Source organism: Steroidobacter denitrificans, from assembly GCF_001579945.1.
GTDB lineage: Bacteria > Pseudomonadota > Gammaproteobacteria > Steroidobacterales > Steroidobacteraceae > Steroidobacter > Steroidobacter denitrificans.
Map to the genome: position 1 here is coordinate 2,955,823 of NZ_CP011971.1, position 16,302 is coordinate 2,972,124.

At 59.3% G+C, this 16,302-nt stretch carries 17 protein-coding genes and 2 pseudogenes; 9 read left to right on the plus strand and 10 right to left on the minus strand.

The features are described from left to right. Window positions 1-8: 8 nt before the first annotated feature. Together ACG33_RS13280 and ACG33_RS13285 are read left to right on the plus strand one after the other, a co-directional pair. Window positions 9-686, plus strand: coding sequence for a response regulator transcription factor (locus ACG33_RS13280; protein WP_066923419.1), 678 nt, complete (start codon window positions 9-11; stop codon window positions 684-686). Beyond that, a complete protein-coding gene (locus ACG33_RS13285) occupies window positions 683-1,945 on the plus strand; it encodes a sensor histidine kinase (protein WP_066921917.1) in 1,263 nt (420 codons plus the stop codon). Before ACG33_RS13280 ends, ACG33_RS13285 begins: the two co-directional genes overlap by 4 nt. Window positions 1,946-2,070: 125 nt before the next feature. Here the strand turns inward: ACG33_RS13285 and ACG33_RS13290 are convergent. From ACG33_RS13290 to ACG33_RS13300, 3 genes and pseudogenes are all read right to left on the minus strand, one after another. Beyond that, window positions 2,071-2,391, minus strand: a pseudogene (locus tag ACG33_RS13290) (lipid-A-disaccharide synthase N-terminal domain-containing protein); the annotation flags it as partial. Continuing rightward, the gene (locus ACG33_RS13295) at window positions 2,388-3,122 is read right to left on the minus strand and encodes a glycosyltransferase family 2 protein (RefSeq protein ID WP_066921919.1); all 735 of its coding nucleotides are present in this window, start codon (window positions 3,120-3,122) and stop codon (window positions 2,388-2,390) included. The gene ACG33_RS13295 and the pseudogene ACG33_RS13290, both read right to left, overlap by 4 nt. A 112-nt stretch (window positions 3,123-3,234) precedes the next feature. After that, window positions 3,235-4,953, minus strand: a complete 1,719-nt coding sequence (locus tag ACG33_RS13300) for an ArnT family glycosyltransferase (RefSeq protein ID WP_066921920.1) — start codon at window positions 4,951-4,953, stop codon at window positions 3,235-3,237. 136 nt (window positions 4,954-5,089) lie between these two features. On the opposite strand from ACG33_RS13300, the gene ACG33_RS13305 reads away from it, so the two are divergent. From ACG33_RS13305 to ACG33_RS16810, 3 genes and pseudogenes are all read left to right on the plus strand, one after another. Then, window positions 5,090-5,794 (plus strand): response regulator transcription factor, encoded by a 705-nt coding sequence (locus ACG33_RS13305; RefSeq protein WP_066921921.1) that lies wholly within the window; start codon window positions 5,090-5,092, stop codon window positions 5,792-5,794. 16 nt (window positions 5,795-5,810) lie between these two features. Further along, window positions 5,811-7,073 (plus strand): ATP-binding protein, encoded by a 1,263-nt coding sequence (locus ACG33_RS13310; protein WP_066923422.1) that lies wholly within the window; start codon window positions 5,811-5,813, stop codon window positions 7,071-7,073. A gap of 500 nt (window positions 7,074-7,573) precedes the next feature. After that, window positions 7,574-7,711: pseudogene (locus ACG33_RS16810) on the plus strand (helix-turn-helix domain-containing protein); the annotation flags it as partial. A gap of 90 nt (window positions 7,712-7,801) precedes the next feature. Here the strand turns inward: ACG33_RS16810 and ACG33_RS13315 are convergent. Both ACG33_RS13315 and ACG33_RS16270 read right to left on the minus strand, forming a co-directional pair. After that, window positions 7,802-8,173, minus strand: coding sequence for a hypothetical protein (locus ACG33_RS13315; RefSeq protein ID WP_157071801.1), 372 nt, complete (start codon window positions 8,171-8,173; stop codon window positions 7,802-7,804). A 53-nt stretch (window positions 8,174-8,226) separates the two neighbouring features. Then, entirely contained in the window at window positions 8,227-8,532 is a 306-nt protein-coding gene (locus tag ACG33_RS16270; protein ID WP_157071802.1) for a hypothetical protein, read from the minus strand. A 101-nt stretch (window positions 8,533-8,633) separates the two neighbouring features. On the opposite strand from ACG33_RS16270, the gene qatB reads away from it, so the two are divergent. Together qatB and qatC are read left to right on the plus strand one after the other, a co-directional pair. Then, complete coding sequence (gene qatB / locus ACG33_RS13320) at window positions 8,634-9,158, plus strand: Qat anti-phage system associated protein QatB (protein ID WP_157071803.1); 525 nt, start codon at window positions 8,634-8,636, stop codon at window positions 9,156-9,158. Further along, the gene (gene qatC / locus ACG33_RS15860; RefSeq protein WP_210399079.1) at window positions 9,155-10,411 is read left to right on the plus strand and encodes a Qat anti-phage system QueC-like protein QatC; all 1,257 of its coding nucleotides are present in this window, start codon (window positions 9,155-9,157) and stop codon (window positions 10,409-10,411) included. Before qatB ends, qatC begins: the two co-directional genes overlap by 4 nt. A 162-nt stretch (window positions 10,412-10,573) precedes the next feature. On the opposite strand, the gene istB is transcribed toward qatC, so the two are convergent. Continuing rightward, a complete protein-coding gene (istB, locus tag ACG33_RS13325; protein WP_066918470.1) occupies window positions 10,574-11,332 on the minus strand; it encodes an IS21-like element helper ATPase IstB in 759 nt (252 codons plus the stop codon). Then, window positions 11,329-12,867: an IS21 family transposase gene (gene istA, locus ACG33_RS13330; protein WP_168159999.1), complete on the minus strand. Its 1,539-nt coding sequence runs from the start codon at window positions 12,865-12,867 to the stop codon at window positions 11,329-11,331. Before istA ends, istB begins: the two co-directional genes overlap by 4 nt. 406 nt (window positions 12,868-13,273) lie before the next feature. Between istA and ACG33_RS15865 the strand changes: the two genes are divergently transcribed. Further along, a complete protein-coding gene (locus ACG33_RS15865; protein WP_210399080.1) occupies window positions 13,274-13,948 on the plus strand; it encodes a TatD family hydrolase in 675 nt (224 codons plus the stop codon). 16 nt (window positions 13,949-13,964) lie between these two features. Here ACG33_RS15865 and ACG33_RS13335 read toward each other — a convergent pair whose 3' ends face one another. Genes ACG33_RS13335 through ACG33_RS13345 form a run of 3 tightly spaced genes read right to left on the minus strand, consistent with a single transcriptional unit; the run spans window position 13,965 to window position 15,129 of the window. Beyond that, on the minus strand, window positions 13,965-14,324 hold the full coding sequence (locus ACG33_RS13335) for a DUF3742 family protein (RefSeq protein WP_066921925.1): 360 nt from the start codon (window positions 14,322-14,324) through the stop codon (window positions 13,965-13,967). A 23-nt stretch (window positions 14,325-14,347) separates the two neighbouring features. Then, entirely contained in the window at window positions 14,348-14,812 is a 465-nt protein-coding gene (locus ACG33_RS13340; protein WP_066921927.1) for a type II toxin-antitoxin system YhaV family toxin, read from the minus strand. Further along, window positions 14,812-15,129, minus strand: coding sequence for a type II toxin-antitoxin system PrlF family antitoxin (locus ACG33_RS13345; RefSeq protein ID WP_066923425.1), 318 nt, complete (start codon window positions 15,127-15,129; stop codon window positions 14,812-14,814). Before ACG33_RS13345 ends, ACG33_RS13340 begins: the two co-directional genes overlap by 1 nt. Window positions 15,130-15,489: 360 nt before the next feature. Here ACG33_RS13345 and ACG33_RS13350 point away from each other — a divergent pair, with 360 nt between their 5' ends. Beyond that, complete coding sequence (locus ACG33_RS13350; RefSeq protein WP_066921929.1) at window positions 15,490-16,248, plus strand: type IV toxin-antitoxin system AbiEi family antitoxin domain-containing protein; 759 nt, start codon at window positions 15,490-15,492, stop codon at window positions 16,246-16,248. Window positions 16,249-16,302 lie beyond the last annotated feature (54 nt).

A 16,302-nucleotide genomic window follows, 5' to 3' on the forward strand; every position in this document is an offset into this window, starting at 1 on the left:
AGGCGCCGATCCGCGTCCTGGTCGTGGACGATCACCCCGGACTGGTGAGCAACCTGTTCGCCTATCTGGAGCGCAGAAACTTCATTCTCGACGCGGCCAGAGATGGTGAGTCGGCCGCGGAACTCGGCGCCCACGGACACTACGACGTGCTCGTGCTCGACTGGATGCTGCCGAGGCTCGATGGATTGCAGGTGCTGCAGCGCTTGCGTGCCGCCGATGTGGATACGCCCATACTCATGCTCACTGCCAAGAGCGACCTTCCCGACAAGCTTTCCGGGTTTGCCGCCGGCGCTGACGACTACCTGACCAAGCCGTTTTCGCTCGCGGAGCTCGAAGCCAGAATCCTGGCCTTGCATGCGAGACGGGTGGGACGTGAGAAAGTCCTGCAAGTGGGCGCGCTGCGCTACGATCTGGCATCTCAACAGGTCACTCGCGATGGCCGGCTCATTCAGCTTCATAGCGGGCCGCGGAAGCTGCTTCAATTGCTGATGAAAGAGAGTCCGAGTCTCGTCACCAAGGACCGCTTGGAAAGCGTGCTTTGGGGCGACGACCGGCCCGACAAGGATCTGTTGCGAACACACATCTACGAACTACGCAGGCGCTTGGATGCCGACCATCAGGCAAAGTTCTTGCAGACCATCCCGAGGATCGGCTATCGGATTGTCGATCCGGAATTCAATTCATGAAGCCTCGCCCACGCTTGAGAAAACTGATCGTCGTCAGCCTGGCCTGCTACACGATCGTACTGTCGTTGGCCGTATCTTTACACGGCCACCTGGTCAACGAGTACGTAGAGAGCCTGATATGGAAGTCGATGCTGGAAAACGAGATGGCCTATATCAAGCGGAAGATTGCCCAAGACCCGGAATACGGCTGGGCGGATCTCGATGCCCTTCACTGGTACGGCGAGCGCGGCAACCGGCCTATACCGTCGCAGTTCCAGGCACTGCCGGATGGCATGCACGATGAAGTGGTCGCGGATGGAAAGCTGTTCGCCATTCTCGTAGAGACCGGTGCTGAGGGGCGTAGAATTCTGGCACTCGATATCACGGATATGGAGCACAGGGAACTTGCAGTCGCAGCCGTGATTGCCGCCTCGATCATCCTGGTGATCGTCGTTCTGACCGTACTATCCTTCTACAGCGTGGACAGACTGCTGCGCCCGCTGACACGGATGGCTGACGAAATATCGAAACTTCCTCCCGACGGTGGCCAGAGGATCGCGACCGCTGACAAGGACGCTCATGAGACCTATACGATTGCCGCCGCCGTCAATGGGTTCACCGATCGAATCCGCGACTATATCGAGCGCGAACGCAAGTTCATCAACGTGGCCAGTCACGAATTACGCACGCCCATCGCAGTGATGTCGGGCGTGACCGAAGTCGTGCTGGATCATCCCGATGCCACACCGGCCATCAAGCAGCACCTGCTGCGTTCCAAGCATATCATTGGCCAGATGGAAGATCTGGTGGCGGTGCTTCTGACCCTTGCACGTGCTCCGGATACGCTGGCTGCCCATTCCGATAACGTGGACGTTCGGGACGAACTACCCGCCATCGTGGCCGACCATGAGCACCTTTGCCAAGGGAAAGACTTGTCGATCACCGTGGAACTGGAGTGGCCCATGCCGGTGGTCGCACCGCTTCACATCGTTCGCGTTGCGATCAGTAATCTCGTGCGTAATGCGATCGAGAATTGCGATCGCGGTGTCATTCGAATCTATTCCGATCGCCCTGGTGCGATCGTCATCGACGATCCTGGACACGGAATGACGCCCATGGAAATCAGCAGAATCTATACTCGCATGGCCAAATCCGGCCAGAGCACATCAGGAGGGATTGGTATCGACCTGATCATGCGTATCTGTAGCCACTTCGGATGGAAACTCGATTTCGAATCGGCCGTCGGGCGGGGGACCAAGGCCACTCTCATCTTCCATTGAATCTATGATGGAGCCACATAAGACCGCACTCGTTTTCCTCCTGCCATGACCCTGCCTTTCAGCATTCCATTTGCCGGTGCAGCCGTCGAGTTTTCCGCATCAAGAGGCCGCGACGATTCCTCGGCTGCACGTTGTCGGCGACCGTGGCAAATGTCCAGGTACAAGCTATACGCAGCCGTAAACGCCGGCAGCAGATTTTGCAACGCACCCACGGCATCCTGCTTGGATGAGAACAGAAAATAACTCAGCGCCATCAGGCTGCCGCCCAAACTCATATACCAGAACAGACGTGGAATCATTGGCTGTTGCGCTCGACGCGAAGCGACGAACTGAATCAGCCAACGCCCACCGAACAGCATCGCACCGGTCAGTCCGATCAGCTTCCACGGCGTCATGTGCAAGCCGGTCCAACCCAGCCACATGATCTCCTGGTCCAGCGCGCTCATAGCTTACGCCCCGAGCCGATTTCGCTCACAATGGGCACATGGCTGCGCTGGATCAGCCAGGATACGCCCAGCAGATCGCGGACGCCGACCAATGCACGACCCAGATTGGTGTACTTGGATTGCCCTGTACGGCGCGGTCGGTGGGACACCGGTACGCTCATCGTCTTCCAGCCGGCGCGCTGCATCAGCGCAGGCAGGTAGCGGTGCATATGATCGAAGTACGGCAAATCCAGGAAGGCGGCGCGATTGAACAGCTTGATACCGCAGCCGGTGTCCGGCGTGTCGTCATGAAGCAGGCGCCGGCGAATGTGATTAGCCCAGTGTGAAGCCCAGCGCTTGCCGGCAGCGTCCTGACGATCGACTCGCCAGCCCGTGACCAGACGGACCAATGGATCGGCATTCGCGCGCGCCCGAATCAAATCGTGAATGTCAGCCGGATCGTTCTGGCCGTCGCCGTCGAGCGTGACGACCCATGGGGACAGCGCATACTTCACTCCGGTACGAATAGCGGCACTTTGCCCGCAGCGGCACTGATGCACGAGCATGCGCAACTCGGGCACCTCGGCTGCCAGCGCGATCAGCACGTCGCGAGTATCATCCTCGGATCGATCATCCACGCAGATAATGTCGAAAGCGACTTGTCCGCGCAGATGCTGGATAATTTCGCGAACTAAGGGTGCGATGTTGCCGCTTTCATTGAAAACCGGAATGACGATGGATAGGGAGGTCATGGCACATCTCACGACGTAGCCCAGTATGCGACACCGCAGGTCGGAGAAATGTCGTGGCCTGGCCGGCTGGCGCACGGCGCATTTGGCCAACGCGCGGCCCATCGCATGGTCTTCAGTCTTCGCTGCTATTCACAGGCTCGTCGGCGGACACTTCGCAGCCTGGGATCCAGGCATCGCCTCGCGCAAGCGCCCACGCCCGCCGGTTGGACCGGCCTATGTCGATCACCTGCCGGGGATCCAGACACGGTCCGATGGCCTCTTTTCGCAAGAATAGCCAGCGACGAGTTGGATCTTCGAGCACCCATTCGTGCGCGCGCTGCCACTGAGCCGCACGTGGCTGCGTGAAGCCGAAATCCATCGCGCGCCGATCGGCTTGGAGCAGGTGCTGCTCGCGCCACCCCAACATAGCCAGGCCGGCATCGGGGCCGATGCGTTCACCGACACGCCGCATCAACGCTTGAGCGGAGCTGTCTGGGCTCAGGAGCGGCATGACACCCACGCCGTAAGTGGCCCACAACGCCGCAGTGACGATCACCAGCGCTATTTCCGGCTGTCGCTGCCTTCCCCACCCTGTCGCTATGATCGCTACAGAGGCGGCTCCTCCAAAGGCCAGCAACCACCACGACAGCGGCATCAACGTGGCGAGGTCCATGCCGCGGTCTTCGACCATCCACCGCAAACGCTCCGGCGACGCCAGCAGCAACCAGAGGCCCGCGCCGATGGTCACGATTACCAGTATGCCTAGGTATCCCCAGAGCAAGGCACGCACGGCGGTACGCCGCAGCAGTGCCGGCACCAGCGGCGCCGCTGCAACGCATAACGCCGGTAGCATGGGAAAGATGTACACATCGCGCTTTCCAGGGCTGACGGTGAAGAATGCCAGGACCAATAATGCCCATGTCAGCAACAGTACGTAGCGTGCATCCTTGCGGCGGATACGACGCCACCATGCCGGTAGTAGCCAGGGCGCCAACAACGTGCCGGGCAGCCACAACGTCAGCATCGCTTGAAGGTAGTACCACGCCGGCTTTACATGATGCCAGGCGTCTGCGTAGCGCGTGCCGGTTTGCCTGAACAGTATTTCACGTGCGTAGGCGTACGTTGCCGGATCGGTAGAGGACAGCGCGGCGGACAGCATCGGCACCAGCCAGACACTTGCGCCCAACAGGAAAGCAGTTGCACCGGCTAGTGCATGCCAACGCTGCGGTTGCACGGTCTGCCGAAACGCCGCGCGAACCCACAGCCACGGGAAAAAAACCAGCAGCGGCAGGAAGCCGACTCCCTTGGTCACCGTACCCAGGCCTGCAGAAAATGTACCCAGCGCCAGCAGCCACGGATTCGGCTTCTCGAGCAAATAGCGAAGCAGCGCCCACAATGACAGCGTGGTCATGCCCACCAGCACCATGTCGATCTGGGCACGCTTGGCTTGCAGCCCGAATTGCAGGCAGACGAATAGCCCGAACATAGCGTAAGGAGTGGCCCGGTATCCCCATAGCCGGCGGGCCAGATCGCCCGTCAACCACAGCGTAAGCAGCGCCGCCAGGAGCGACGGCAGCAAGAAGGCCACTTGCCAGTCACGTACCAGCAAATAGCTGGCCGCTTGCATCCACATGAACATCGGCGGCTTCTCGGCATACAGTTCGGTGCCGCGGTGCGGAAATAACCACTGACCCGACTCCACCATCGCTTGCGCGGCGAGCACGAAGCGTGGCTCGTCAGCTGGCATGGGTTCACGCATTCCCAGGCCTGCCAACAGCGCAAGTGCTATCAAGACCCGCAGTAGCGGCACGGGGCGAAGAACGCGCGGGAGGCGGGAGTGTATTGAACTCATCAGATTACGGGCAGGACGACGCCATGCAGGAGGGTGGGCCATCGCATGTATGAAAACCGTCGCAGTCCGACAATTTTCTGACGTAAGACCTGCAATGCTTCAAGCCTGCGTCATTACTGTCCAGAGAACCTCGTCGATGCGGCTGCTGGTCATCGAAGATAACCGGAGTCTGGTGGCCAATCTCTTTGAGTACTTCGAGATGCGTGGTCACATCCTCGATGCCGCGCCTGACGGCGCCACCGGCCTGCATCTGGCGACCACCCAAATCTACGATGCGATCGTCCTGGACTGGATGTTGCCGAGGATGGCCGGTCCCGATGTGCTACGCCGCTTGCGCGAGGATCACGCCTCGGTCGTGCCGGTCATCATGCTGACCGCACGCGATGAATTGCCGGACAAAATTGCCGGCTTCCGTGCCGGTGCCGACGACTACCTGACCAAGCCCTTCGCGCTACCCGAGTTGGAAGTACGGCTGAGCGCGCTGATGGCGCGCGCTCAGGGGCGCCAGCGCCGCAGCGTGCTGGAAGTCCATGATCTGCGTCTGGATTTAGCCACGCTGGAAATCACTCGAGCCGGACAGGTGCTGCATTTGTACCCGGCGTGCCGGAAATTGCTGGAGACGCTGATGCAGGCCAGTCCTGCGGTCGTCATGCGCCAGCAGTTGGAACACGCATTGTGGGGCGACGACCCGCCGGACGGGGACCTTCTCCGCTCTCATATCTACGAACTACGCCGCCGCGTGGACGGCCCATTCCCGGTCAAGCTCATTCAAACCTTACCGCGTACCGGCTACCGTTTGGCCGCACCTTACGAATCCCCCGCTCGTGACGACGCGTCGTAGCCTGCACGCACAGGTCATGTCGTGGCTATTCGGCTATGCCGTAGCGCTCACCGGGGCAGTGACGCTGCATGGCTTCCTCGTCAACGAGTTCGCCGAGAATTTGGTGTGGGAATCGCTGTTGCAGCGCGAGTTGGAAAACCACTTGCAGCGTACGGCGGAAGACCCAAGCTATCAATGGCGCCACACCGACAGCCTGCAGCTCTACGGCACACCAGGGCACGTGACGCCACCCGCCCTGTCCGCACTGCCCGAGGGTGTGCATGACGATTTCTGGTTGGACGGCCGCGAAACGGTGGTGCTGGTTCAGCGTGTGGACGGCGTAAACTACGCCATCGTCCTGGACATCGCCGATCTGGAAGCACAGGAGGCCACACTGACCTTGTTTGTGGCTGGCTTGGCATTGACCCTGGTGGTGGTGATGGGGCTGATGGTCGCATGGGGACTGCGGCGATCATTGCGGCCCCTGCTGAGCCTGGCGGATGATATTGGCGCCCTGGCGCCAGATCGCGCGGGCCAGCACGTTACGGTGGACCGGAAGGCCAGTTCCGAGCTGCATATCATCGCCAACTCGTTGAACGATTACCTGCACCGGCAGGACGAGTTTGTCGAACGCGAGCGCGCTTTCAATAACACCGCCAGCCACGAGTTGCGCACACCCATAGCGGTGATCGGGGGTGCCGCCGAACTGGCCCTGGACCAGCCCGGCCTGCTACCAGCCGTGCGCCACCAGATACAGCGAATCCGTCGCACCGCGCGCGACGTGGAGCACTTGATCACATTGTTGCTGACGCTGGCCAAGGATCCCGCGCGTTTGATGCGCACCGACGATGTCGTGCTGTTACATGAGCTTCTACCGGAAATCATCGACGACCATCGTCATCTGTTGCGGGGCAAGGCGCTGTCGATCGTGGTAGACGAACTGGCACCGTCCAGCGTGTCGGCTCCGCCGCATCTGGTGCAGGCCGCCATCGGCAACCTGCTGCGTAATGCCATCGAGAACAGCGACCAGGGAGAAATTCACATTCGCCTGGAAACGGACGCTACGGTCGTCATCCAGGATCCTGGACACGGCATGACGCCCGAGGAGATCAGCCGCATCTATACGCAAATAGCGCGCGGCGGCGGCCGGGAGGGGGGCGGCATCGGCCTGGAGCTGTTGGGCCGGCTGTGCGAACACCTGGGTTGGACGCTATCCATCATGTCCACACCAGGACGCGGCACGCTGAGTCAGCTGCGGTTGTTGGATCGGAGAAACGCGGCCAGTTCAAATAGGGCATGAAAACATCCCCGCACCGATGCTATCAGCCACGTTCTTAGCGGTAGGCGTGCCAACGCCGTGTGTGTCTCCGCGCGTATGTCCAGCGGTCCCACCGCCAACCACACCGCCTCGATCCGGATCATCTCAACAACTCGTGCAGCCAGACGCTACACGCCGCGGCACCTTTAGCCGGCCAACTCATCTTGATCGCAAGCTACCGCGCTGCACCTTGATCCGGATCTCACCGCGAGCACTTCAACCTCAGCCACGGACTTCGAGCCTTCCGCCTCGACCACCCCCTTGCGCAGCATGTTCGCACCAGACTGTTGGCCAGGGCGATCACTGCAATCGACACCCCTGCCCCCGGCAAGCCTCGATCACCGAGGTCTTGAATGCTGGAGTGTATCGTCTGCGCCGCTGTCGCTACGCTCGAAGCGTCCATGTGTCCGCCTTAATCTACGCGGACACGAGTATCCTTCCGGCTACCCCTTCAGGAAAGATAACTTCCCCGGACGGTTACGATCCAGGAGCAAGCAGTAGAAGTTCAGAGTCTCATACTCAGACGGTAGCGGCGATCGATTCGCCAGATCGCCCGGCAGAACGGGCTATCACGCAACACCGTTCGGCGGTATCTGCGCGAGCAGCCCGAGGTCAGGTACGGATAGCGCCAGTCACGGCGCTGCACATCCGGCTAGGTGCACCCAATATCAGGTTGCCCAGCGTCTGCAGGCAGCCCCGGCGCTCACCGCTCAAATAAGATCTACACACGCAAACGCAATCAGTTCAAGTTCCTCCGCAGAGGCATCCAGAAGATTACAGACAGCCTCGAACGCCGGGATCATGTATTCGAGATCGTCGACCTCCCATTTCGTGACTATTGCGTACCGGCAGCACTGGACTATGGAAACCGCTTTGAAGATCCGCTCGCGTTCAGCCTCCACTCGCTCGGCAAGCGGTGGAGCGGCATCGAGTCCGGTAATTGGTGGTGCGCTCTTGCGCGTCTTGGCATTCCCTTTCGATCCTGGCGCGGGGGTACGGGATTCTCTCGGCAGGCGTGTGCGCTTGATTGCGCCCTTGGTGGAAGGGCCGGACTTCTTCGAGGTAGACTTCTCTGAAACCATGACTTCCTCCGGGATGGTATGTGTCCTCAGGTAAGGCAGCACCGCACCAGAAACTAGCGAGGATTTGATGAACGAGCGCCCGTTCTTCGATTTCTCACGAAGCTGCCGAGAGCCACATCAATGGCGAAATAGCCGGAGATAGGAGCGACGACGAGGAAGATGCCCAACGTCCGCCCGCTTCCATCGTCCGGTTCTGATGTAATGAGCGAATGCCCTGCAGGCGAGTTGCCGGCTTCGGCAGACCGTTGCGTATAGGCAGTCGTCACAAGGTGGAGAGGATGACGAGGGCCAAGCGGCATCACCACCTGCAGGCCCAGCAACAGCCCCGCCTGGACGATATCAACAAGCTCGTGGAGCATTGACGGGGTTTGTTCGGTCCGGCAGCAGCTCCGATCTTCGTCGAGGTATTTCAAGCTTCGTGAAGAAAGGCATGGGAGGGTCGTCGAGGGCCGGGAGCCGCATGCGGACGAGCGCAATTGCGGCCTCGTCATTGGGTGGATTCCTGGCTACAGCCCGTGATGGCAACGATCCCGCCATTAACGCATGGGTCGACTCGATAAGGCAGCGTGGACTTTCGGCGAAGGATACCGCGCTCGAAGTTGTGCAGAGATTAGTTCCAGTTGGGGGCAGCGTCGATGAGGAGTCTGCCAGGAATGCCATGGATCACGCCATTGCCCATCTCTACGAAATGGAGCCAAACGCAGACATCTTCAATTTAACGGACGACCAGATAGCCAGCTTGATGGCGTATACCGTGGCATTTGATGTTTACAACCGCGTCCAGCTTGAACTTGGTCGAGTCTTCGAGAAACTTCAATACGCACCACAGGTTGTTCAGAGTCGCTTGGGACAGGTGCTCGACTACATCATGGTTGTAGTCAATCGATCGATGGAGAAGGCCCGCGCTGGTGGCGTGGAGCGAGCCATGCGAGAAATCGCGAATGCAGCGCTGCAAGATGCGCTAACGGTATTTGCCGAATCATGAACATTATCTGTTCGAGCGTCGATGCACTACCGGCTTCCCTGCCTTCGGGAGCGCGCGCATTCACCTTCTTGGAGTCATCATCACGACCAACGGTGGGCCGCATAGCCCACGGCTGGCGCCGAGAACTGGAGAAGGCTGGCTATGCGCCTTCAACCCCAGTGTGGGACTTTGTGCTCTTTTGCTTCGCCGTTTGTGCAGCCGACATAGCTGTCCTTCGCAAGAAAAGTGCGGACGGATGGACTCGCCAGATTGAGCTTGATATTACGCTCAGCGATCCAGCCCCATGGGAAAAGAATAAACGCATTGCGGAGAATATGCTGCGGGTGCTAACTGGTGATTTCTGGACACTTCGATTCAGTGAAGGCGGCCCTACTCCACCGAAAGGTCAGCGTCGACTCTGTGACCGCGACTGTGTTGCATTGCTTTCCGGGGGGCTCGATAGCCTGATAGGAGGCATTGATGCTGTCGCTCAAGGGCGTAAGCCAATCTTCGTTTCGCACCTTGCTTTTGAGGACTCGGCCAGACAAGTTGCCTACGCCAAAACATTGGGTGGTACAGATTGGCATCAACAGTGGAGTCACCGCATTGTTTTCGAGGGTGAAAAAGAAACCTCTACAAGGGCTCGCTCAATGGCCTTCTATGGCCTAGCCGTGCTCGCAACATCACTGCTATCACAGAAGAAACCAGAGATTCTAGTCGCAGAGAATGGTTTCATTAGCCTTAATCCGCCACTACTGCCAGGCAGGATGGCTAGCCTTAGCACCAGAACTACGCATCCGTTATTCATGCGCCTGCTGCAAGAGATGCTCGAAGGCATAGGCATCGAAGCAAGTTTGCTCATGCCATACCGGTTCAAGACTAAAGGAGAGATGCTGCGGGAATGTGCGAATCAAACGATCCTCGAAACGCATGCGTGTGACACCACAAGCTGTGGACGTTTTCGCACTTACAACCGGATGCACTGCGGACGTTGTGTGCCATGCATGGTTCGCAAGGCTGCCATTCACCATTGGGGACATCCCGATACGACAAATTACAAGTTTTCATCCCTTTCTTCATCAGGCAAAGCGAGTGCGGATGACCCCATGGCGGTAGCATGCGCGGTTCTTTCTGCTGAGCAACGTGGCCTTGATTCCTTCCTTGGTGCAACGCTGTCTTTTGCTCCTCAGGCTGATCGCCAAAATTATCGGCGTGTTATTGAACAAGGATTGAGCGAGCTGGCGGTTTTGCTTCGAGCAGATGGCGTAATCTGATGGATTTCCATTGTCACCTGGACCTCTATCCCAATGCGAAGCAAGTCTATGCTGATGCACTGAGAAAGGTGGAGTGCAGGATTTCGCGCAATGGACCCGCCCGATTTCCTCTGATTGGACCCACCTTGCGTGGGTTACCGGCGGAGCCGCTGGCGAGGAGTTTTACGCGTCCTTTTTGCGCGAAGCAAGTTTCTTGGCCTTGACACCGCGGTAGCTCTCGCCGGTGACCTCGATGGTCAGCGCCGAGTGCTGCAGCCGATCGAAGATGGCGTCTGCGATGACGGTGTCCGCGATCACCTCGCTCCAGTGAGCGAGGGGCAACTGGGAGGTGAACACCACGGATTTGCTGCTCGATCGCTCTTCCAGGATCTCGCATAGATCCTGAGCCTCGGTGGCGGTCAGTTTGCGGCTGCCCATCTCATCAAAGATGATCAGATCTAACTTGGCGAGCTTGTCCCGATAGCGCAGATACGTGCCGCTGGAGCGTGCCAGATTGAGATTCTCGAGCCACTTGGTGATGCTGGTGAACATGACGGATTTCCCGGTAGCACACGCGTGAAGTCCCGCGGCCTGCGCCACGAAGGTCTTGCCGACGCCAGTGGGTCCGAGGAGCATCAGTGGCCGTGCATCTGCGAGCCAGTCGAGGCTTTGGATCTCTTTGATCTGTGCTCGAGTGAGCGAACGCTTCGCGGTGAAGTCGAAGTCTTCGAAGGCCGGACGATCGCGGAACCGGGCGGCTTTGATGCGATTAGCGGTTTTACGCTGTTGCCGGTAATCGACTTCGGCTTGCACCAACTGATTGAGCAACTCGCTGCTACTGAGCTGATCGCGGGTGGCCTCGGCGAGTGCGTTGTCCAGCACGCCGAGCATACCGAGCAGCTTCATCTCGGCCAACTGATTTTTTACCATGGCAATACTCATAGCGGTAGATTCTCCTGGGCTGCAGTAGATGAGAGAGAAGGTTTGTCAGCGGCCTGCAGCGCTGCGCCGCCAACGTACCGGAGCATGGGATTGCCGGGCTTGCGCACGATGTCGCGCTCGGGCTGGGAGTTCATCGATTGTTTACGCGCCTGAGCGAGCAATTCCTTGAAGTACGGGACACGGATCCGGTTGTAGCGGCGCATGGCGGCAATGGCTGCGGCGATACGTACGCTGGCAAGTTCGTGTCCAACAAGATTGATCTCTTTGGTGCATGCCGAGACCAGCCCCATGGCGCGACGGATATGTGCAAAAACGTCGTCGTTGAACAACTCGATGAAGAGCGCGTGAAGATCGGCGTGGATAAAACGCGACTGTGACAACAGCCGCTGCGGTGTCGACTCGTAATAGGCATCGGAGTTCGGCGGGAAGTGTTCCTTGATCTTGATCCGCTGGCCGGATTTCATGCGGCAGCGTGGATGGACCGCCAGGCGTTCCAGGTTCAGGAAGATCTCGACCTGGTTATCGGTGAGCTTGATTCGTAGCGTTTTATGACGATGGATGTGCGGCGCGCTGTAGTAATCGCCTTCCACGGCGAGGAAGCAATCGGGATGCAGTTTCGCCTCCTTCCACTCCCCGCCATCGTACTCGGCTGTGGGCAACGCCTTGAGCGCGGCCCTTTCGATTGTCTCGAAGCGTTCGCGGCGCGAGACGCCAAAGCGTCGGTGCCGCTGGTCATTGATCCGCTCAACGCATACCATGAGCGCTCGATTGATCTCGGCGATGCAGGTAAATCGTGAGTGACGAAAGCGGAAGCGAAAGTAGCGACCGAGGATTTTTACCAGTCCCTCGACGATCGCCTTGTCCTTCGGCCTTCTGACGCGCGCCGGAACGATTGCCGTGGAAAAATGCGCGGCCATGTGTGCATAGTTTTCGTTCAGATCGGGGTCGTACAAGTGACATTTGACGACCCCTTGCCGCAAACAATCAGGTACGGTGACGTGAGGCACGCCGTTGTAATAGGCGTACATGCGTCGATGGCTGGCGATCCAGTTGCGGCTCTTCATATCCTCCGCCGCCCAGGCAAACAGCAATTGGCTGAAGCCCAGGCCGGACACGAACACATAAGCTTTGTGGATTTCGCCGGTCTTGATGTCGTACCACTCGATCGGATCGCCGGCGTAATCGACTTCGACGCGCTCCCCGGGCTCGAACGTTCGGGCGGTAACGCTGGCGTTGCGACACTGCGGGAACTTGCGATAAAACTGCTTCCAGAAGTTGGAGTACGTCGTCAGCGTCTGCGCCTTTTCTTCCCAAATGAACTTCAGCGGATGACCCAGCCCCAGATCGTGAATGATCACCGGCCAATCCAGCTGCGACATCCACAGTGGATCCGGACTCGCGGCGATCGCGTGTGTCACGCGCACGCCGTCGCGGATCTCGCGCACCAGGCGGCGTGAGCAACTCAACGCGCTCGCGATCTCACGTACGCTGCGGCCCTCGGCGAGCCGTCGTTTGATTTCTTCATATCTCTGCACCGTCAATTCCCTCCGCGCCATCCAGTTCTCCCCGTGCGAGCAAATTGCACGACGATAAGCGGATTGGCTGTGTGAGCGGGCCGGCGCCCGCGACTGGGTGGTGATTGCGGAAACGACGGTGCTCGCCGTAGAAGGCGCTGCGCCACGATCGAGCGCCCGGGGGGCGGGGCTCGCTCCGGGGCTTACCCCCGAATAGGACATCGCCTGGGTTGACATCGCCGTTTCGCTCCTGAGGCCGCGGCGGCGCGCAACAGCGCGCGCCGCCGGGCTCGAAAAGCAGCTCCGGCGGGTGGTCCCATTGCGAGGAAATTGGGTGGGTCCATTCCCAGGAAATCGAGTGGTCCCATTCCTAGGAAATTAGGCGGGTCCAATCACAGGAAATCCTGCAGTGGAGTTTGTTTGGCTAGTGACTACCAGCCCGAGAGCCTTTTCTGCCACATCAAAAATCCTTCCTGAAACAGAAAGCATCTTTATATCTCCTGGCCTTCACCCAGAAGTTGCTGACAAGAAATTTAGCGAACTGGACACCTTGCTTGCTCAGATAGAGAACTGTTCAGGCGTTGGAGAAATTGGCCTGGATGGTTCGGCCCGTTATAGGCAACACAAGGAGCTTCAACGGCACATATTTCAATCCGTGCTACAGAAGTGCGTTACGCTTGGGGGGCGTGTCCTAAGCATTCATTCACGAGCGGCCGCTCGGGAGACTCTGGATTTTCTTGAGGCCTATTCTGGCTTCGGTATCGCAGTTCTCCACTGGTTCACAGACTCTTCTTCGCAACTATTACGCGCCAAAGAGTTAGGGTGCTGGTTCAGCGTCGGGCCTGCGATGTTGCATTCTGCTAATGGGCGGAAACTTGCTGAATTGATGCCACGAGACCGAGTGGTATCAGAGAGCGATGGCCCCTTTGCCAAGGTACGCGGAGTATCTGTGATGCCTTGGGATGCAGCAACAGTCTCAATTCAACTTGCTGAGATTTGGGATATACCGCCAGAACAAGCAGCTCAAGCTCTGAGGTTGAATGGCTTGCGGTTAGCAAGCCTTCTTACTGGAGATACGAGGATGAGCAAAGCTGGCCGATGAGTTGTTGTTAAGACAGCTACGGATCGTCGGGGTCGCCCATGTCGATTCGCCAGTCATCCTTGTCGTACAAACCGACGCCTGAATGGCCGTCCCTGAGTTCCGGCTGCTTCTCGTCATCCAATTCGGAGTTCCGTACAAGCCAAGCAGCAGCTACTGCGAACGCGAGCAACAAGGCCAGCCAGAACGCGACGTACAGCAGCACGGCGAAGACGGCGAGCTTCACGATCCAGAGCAGGAGCCGCGCTACGCCGGCCGGCAGCCCCTTACCGGCGAGCCACTGGACTGCACGGGCCTCTTGCCGAACGAATCCCCGCCATGCGCGGCCGAACCATCTGCCGGCGCGTTCTGCGTTCGTGGTACGGGATGTCGTTTTCATCGCTCTTACCTCGTATGGAGGGTTTATCGCGTCTCCTGTGTAGACCAGTCGGACCGGCTCGCGGCCACCAGGCTTGCCCAATCGTCCGGCGGGTTTCCTCGTTCGAGCATCTTCTCGAACACCGCGTAGGGATCGGACTTGCTACCCGCCGAGCGCAACGTCTGCTCATCGTTGACCCAGGCGAACACGATGGTCTTCGCTCTGGAGTCGTAGCGGAAGAACAGGCGGAACCGCCGTCCGATCTTCGCGCGCCGCCAATGGCGATGCTCCGGTCCCAGGGTGTTGCCCTGGCGGTACTCGTCCCGCGCCGGATCGCTCGGCACGGTATCCAGAATCAGTTGGCTCAGCGCTCGGAACAGCTTGACGTTGGCGTTGTGCTCGAAACCTTCCGGATCGTTGCGCCGTGCACGTTCGTCCGCCGCGTGCAGCTTCTGCAGTTGTTCCACGATGCACTCATGGAACAGCAGCACCCACCCATGACGCTGCATCAGAGCGCGACCTCACCCTCGATGGGCTCATCGAGGTCGTTGGCGTGGCCGACGTTGGCGAGCATGGCCTGGGCGAGATCTTCCGGCAACGCCCGGACGTTCCTGCCGTCGCGGATGTCCACTTCCAGCAGTCCCAGGAAGGCGCCGATCGCCGGGTCTTCGTGCTCGGCCTCGGCTCGGGTGACGACGACCTCGCCGCCGCGCAGCTCGAACGCCACCTTGCCGCCGGTGGTCACGCCTAACGCTTGCCGGATGGACTTGGGCAACGTGATCTGTCCCTTGGATGTGAGTGTGGCAAGTTCGTGGATGCCAGGCATGGTCGGACTCCTGTCTTTGATCTTCATGCCTGCATGGTAAGGAATTTTCCTTACATTGTCAAGCCATACCCCCTCGGGTACGCCATGTCGCTGTATACCCATGATGTCCAGCCTGCTGTGAGAAAGGGACCATCGTAAACAGGGCACAAACTGCCTTCCGCCCTCAATGCGGTACGGGACGGCACCCCTTTGTCTGTGGCCGGGTAGCCACGAGTTGCCCTATACAAGGCCTGGAAAGGGTAGACAGTAGCTCGCTGCCTCGATTAGATGTTGTATGGAAAATAAAATATGATGGTATTTTCAATGCGATCACCGCATAGGGCACTTCCGGTTGATTGGATTTTGTGTTATTTTTCCTACATGGATAGAAGTCCCAGACATCAGGTAATCAAGCGCCTGCAGGCGGAGCTACCGCGTGGGGCGCCGTTCGACCTTGCTACCCTGAACCAGTTCGGGGTATCGCCCCAGCTCGCCGCCCACTATGCGGAGGGAGGGTGGCTCGTGCGCCTGGCCCAGGGCGTCTATGCCTTCCCGAACGACGACTTCGGCGTCTACGGTGCGTTGAAGCTCCTGCAACAGCGTGTGCCCGGCCTGCATGTCGGCGGCAAGAGTGCCCTGGCCCTGCAAGGCGTGCGGCACAACCTGGGCAGCCGGGACACGCTGGTACTGTGGGGCGACAGCCGCTTCGCGTTGCCAGCATGGTTCACCTCACGCTTTCCGGCACGCTACGTCCACGCTCGCCTGTTCGATTGGCCGGACACCACTCTGGCCAACAAGACCCTGACCACGCCGCCGGGCCTGCCCGAGCACCTGCAGGTCGCTGTTTCCGAGCGCGCCGTCCTGGAGCTGCTGTACGAGGCCGGCGTCAAGCAAAGCCTCGAAGAAGCACGCAATCTCTTCGATGGGCTGCGCTCACCCCGCAAGGAGTTGTTCGGGCAACTGCTGTCCTGTTGCACCAGCGTGAAGGCCGTGCGCCTGTTCCTCACCTGGTCGCGCGAGACGAACCTTGTGGATGTCGATGCCCTGCTGGAACAGTACCCGGTTCGCACTGGCAGCGCCGCGCGCTGGATGAGCCGGCTTGATGACGGCAGCCTGTTGAGCCTGAACCCCCATGGATAAGGCCTACGCGGACACCGTTCACGGGGCTTCACCAGCGGCACCGATCGCCAATCT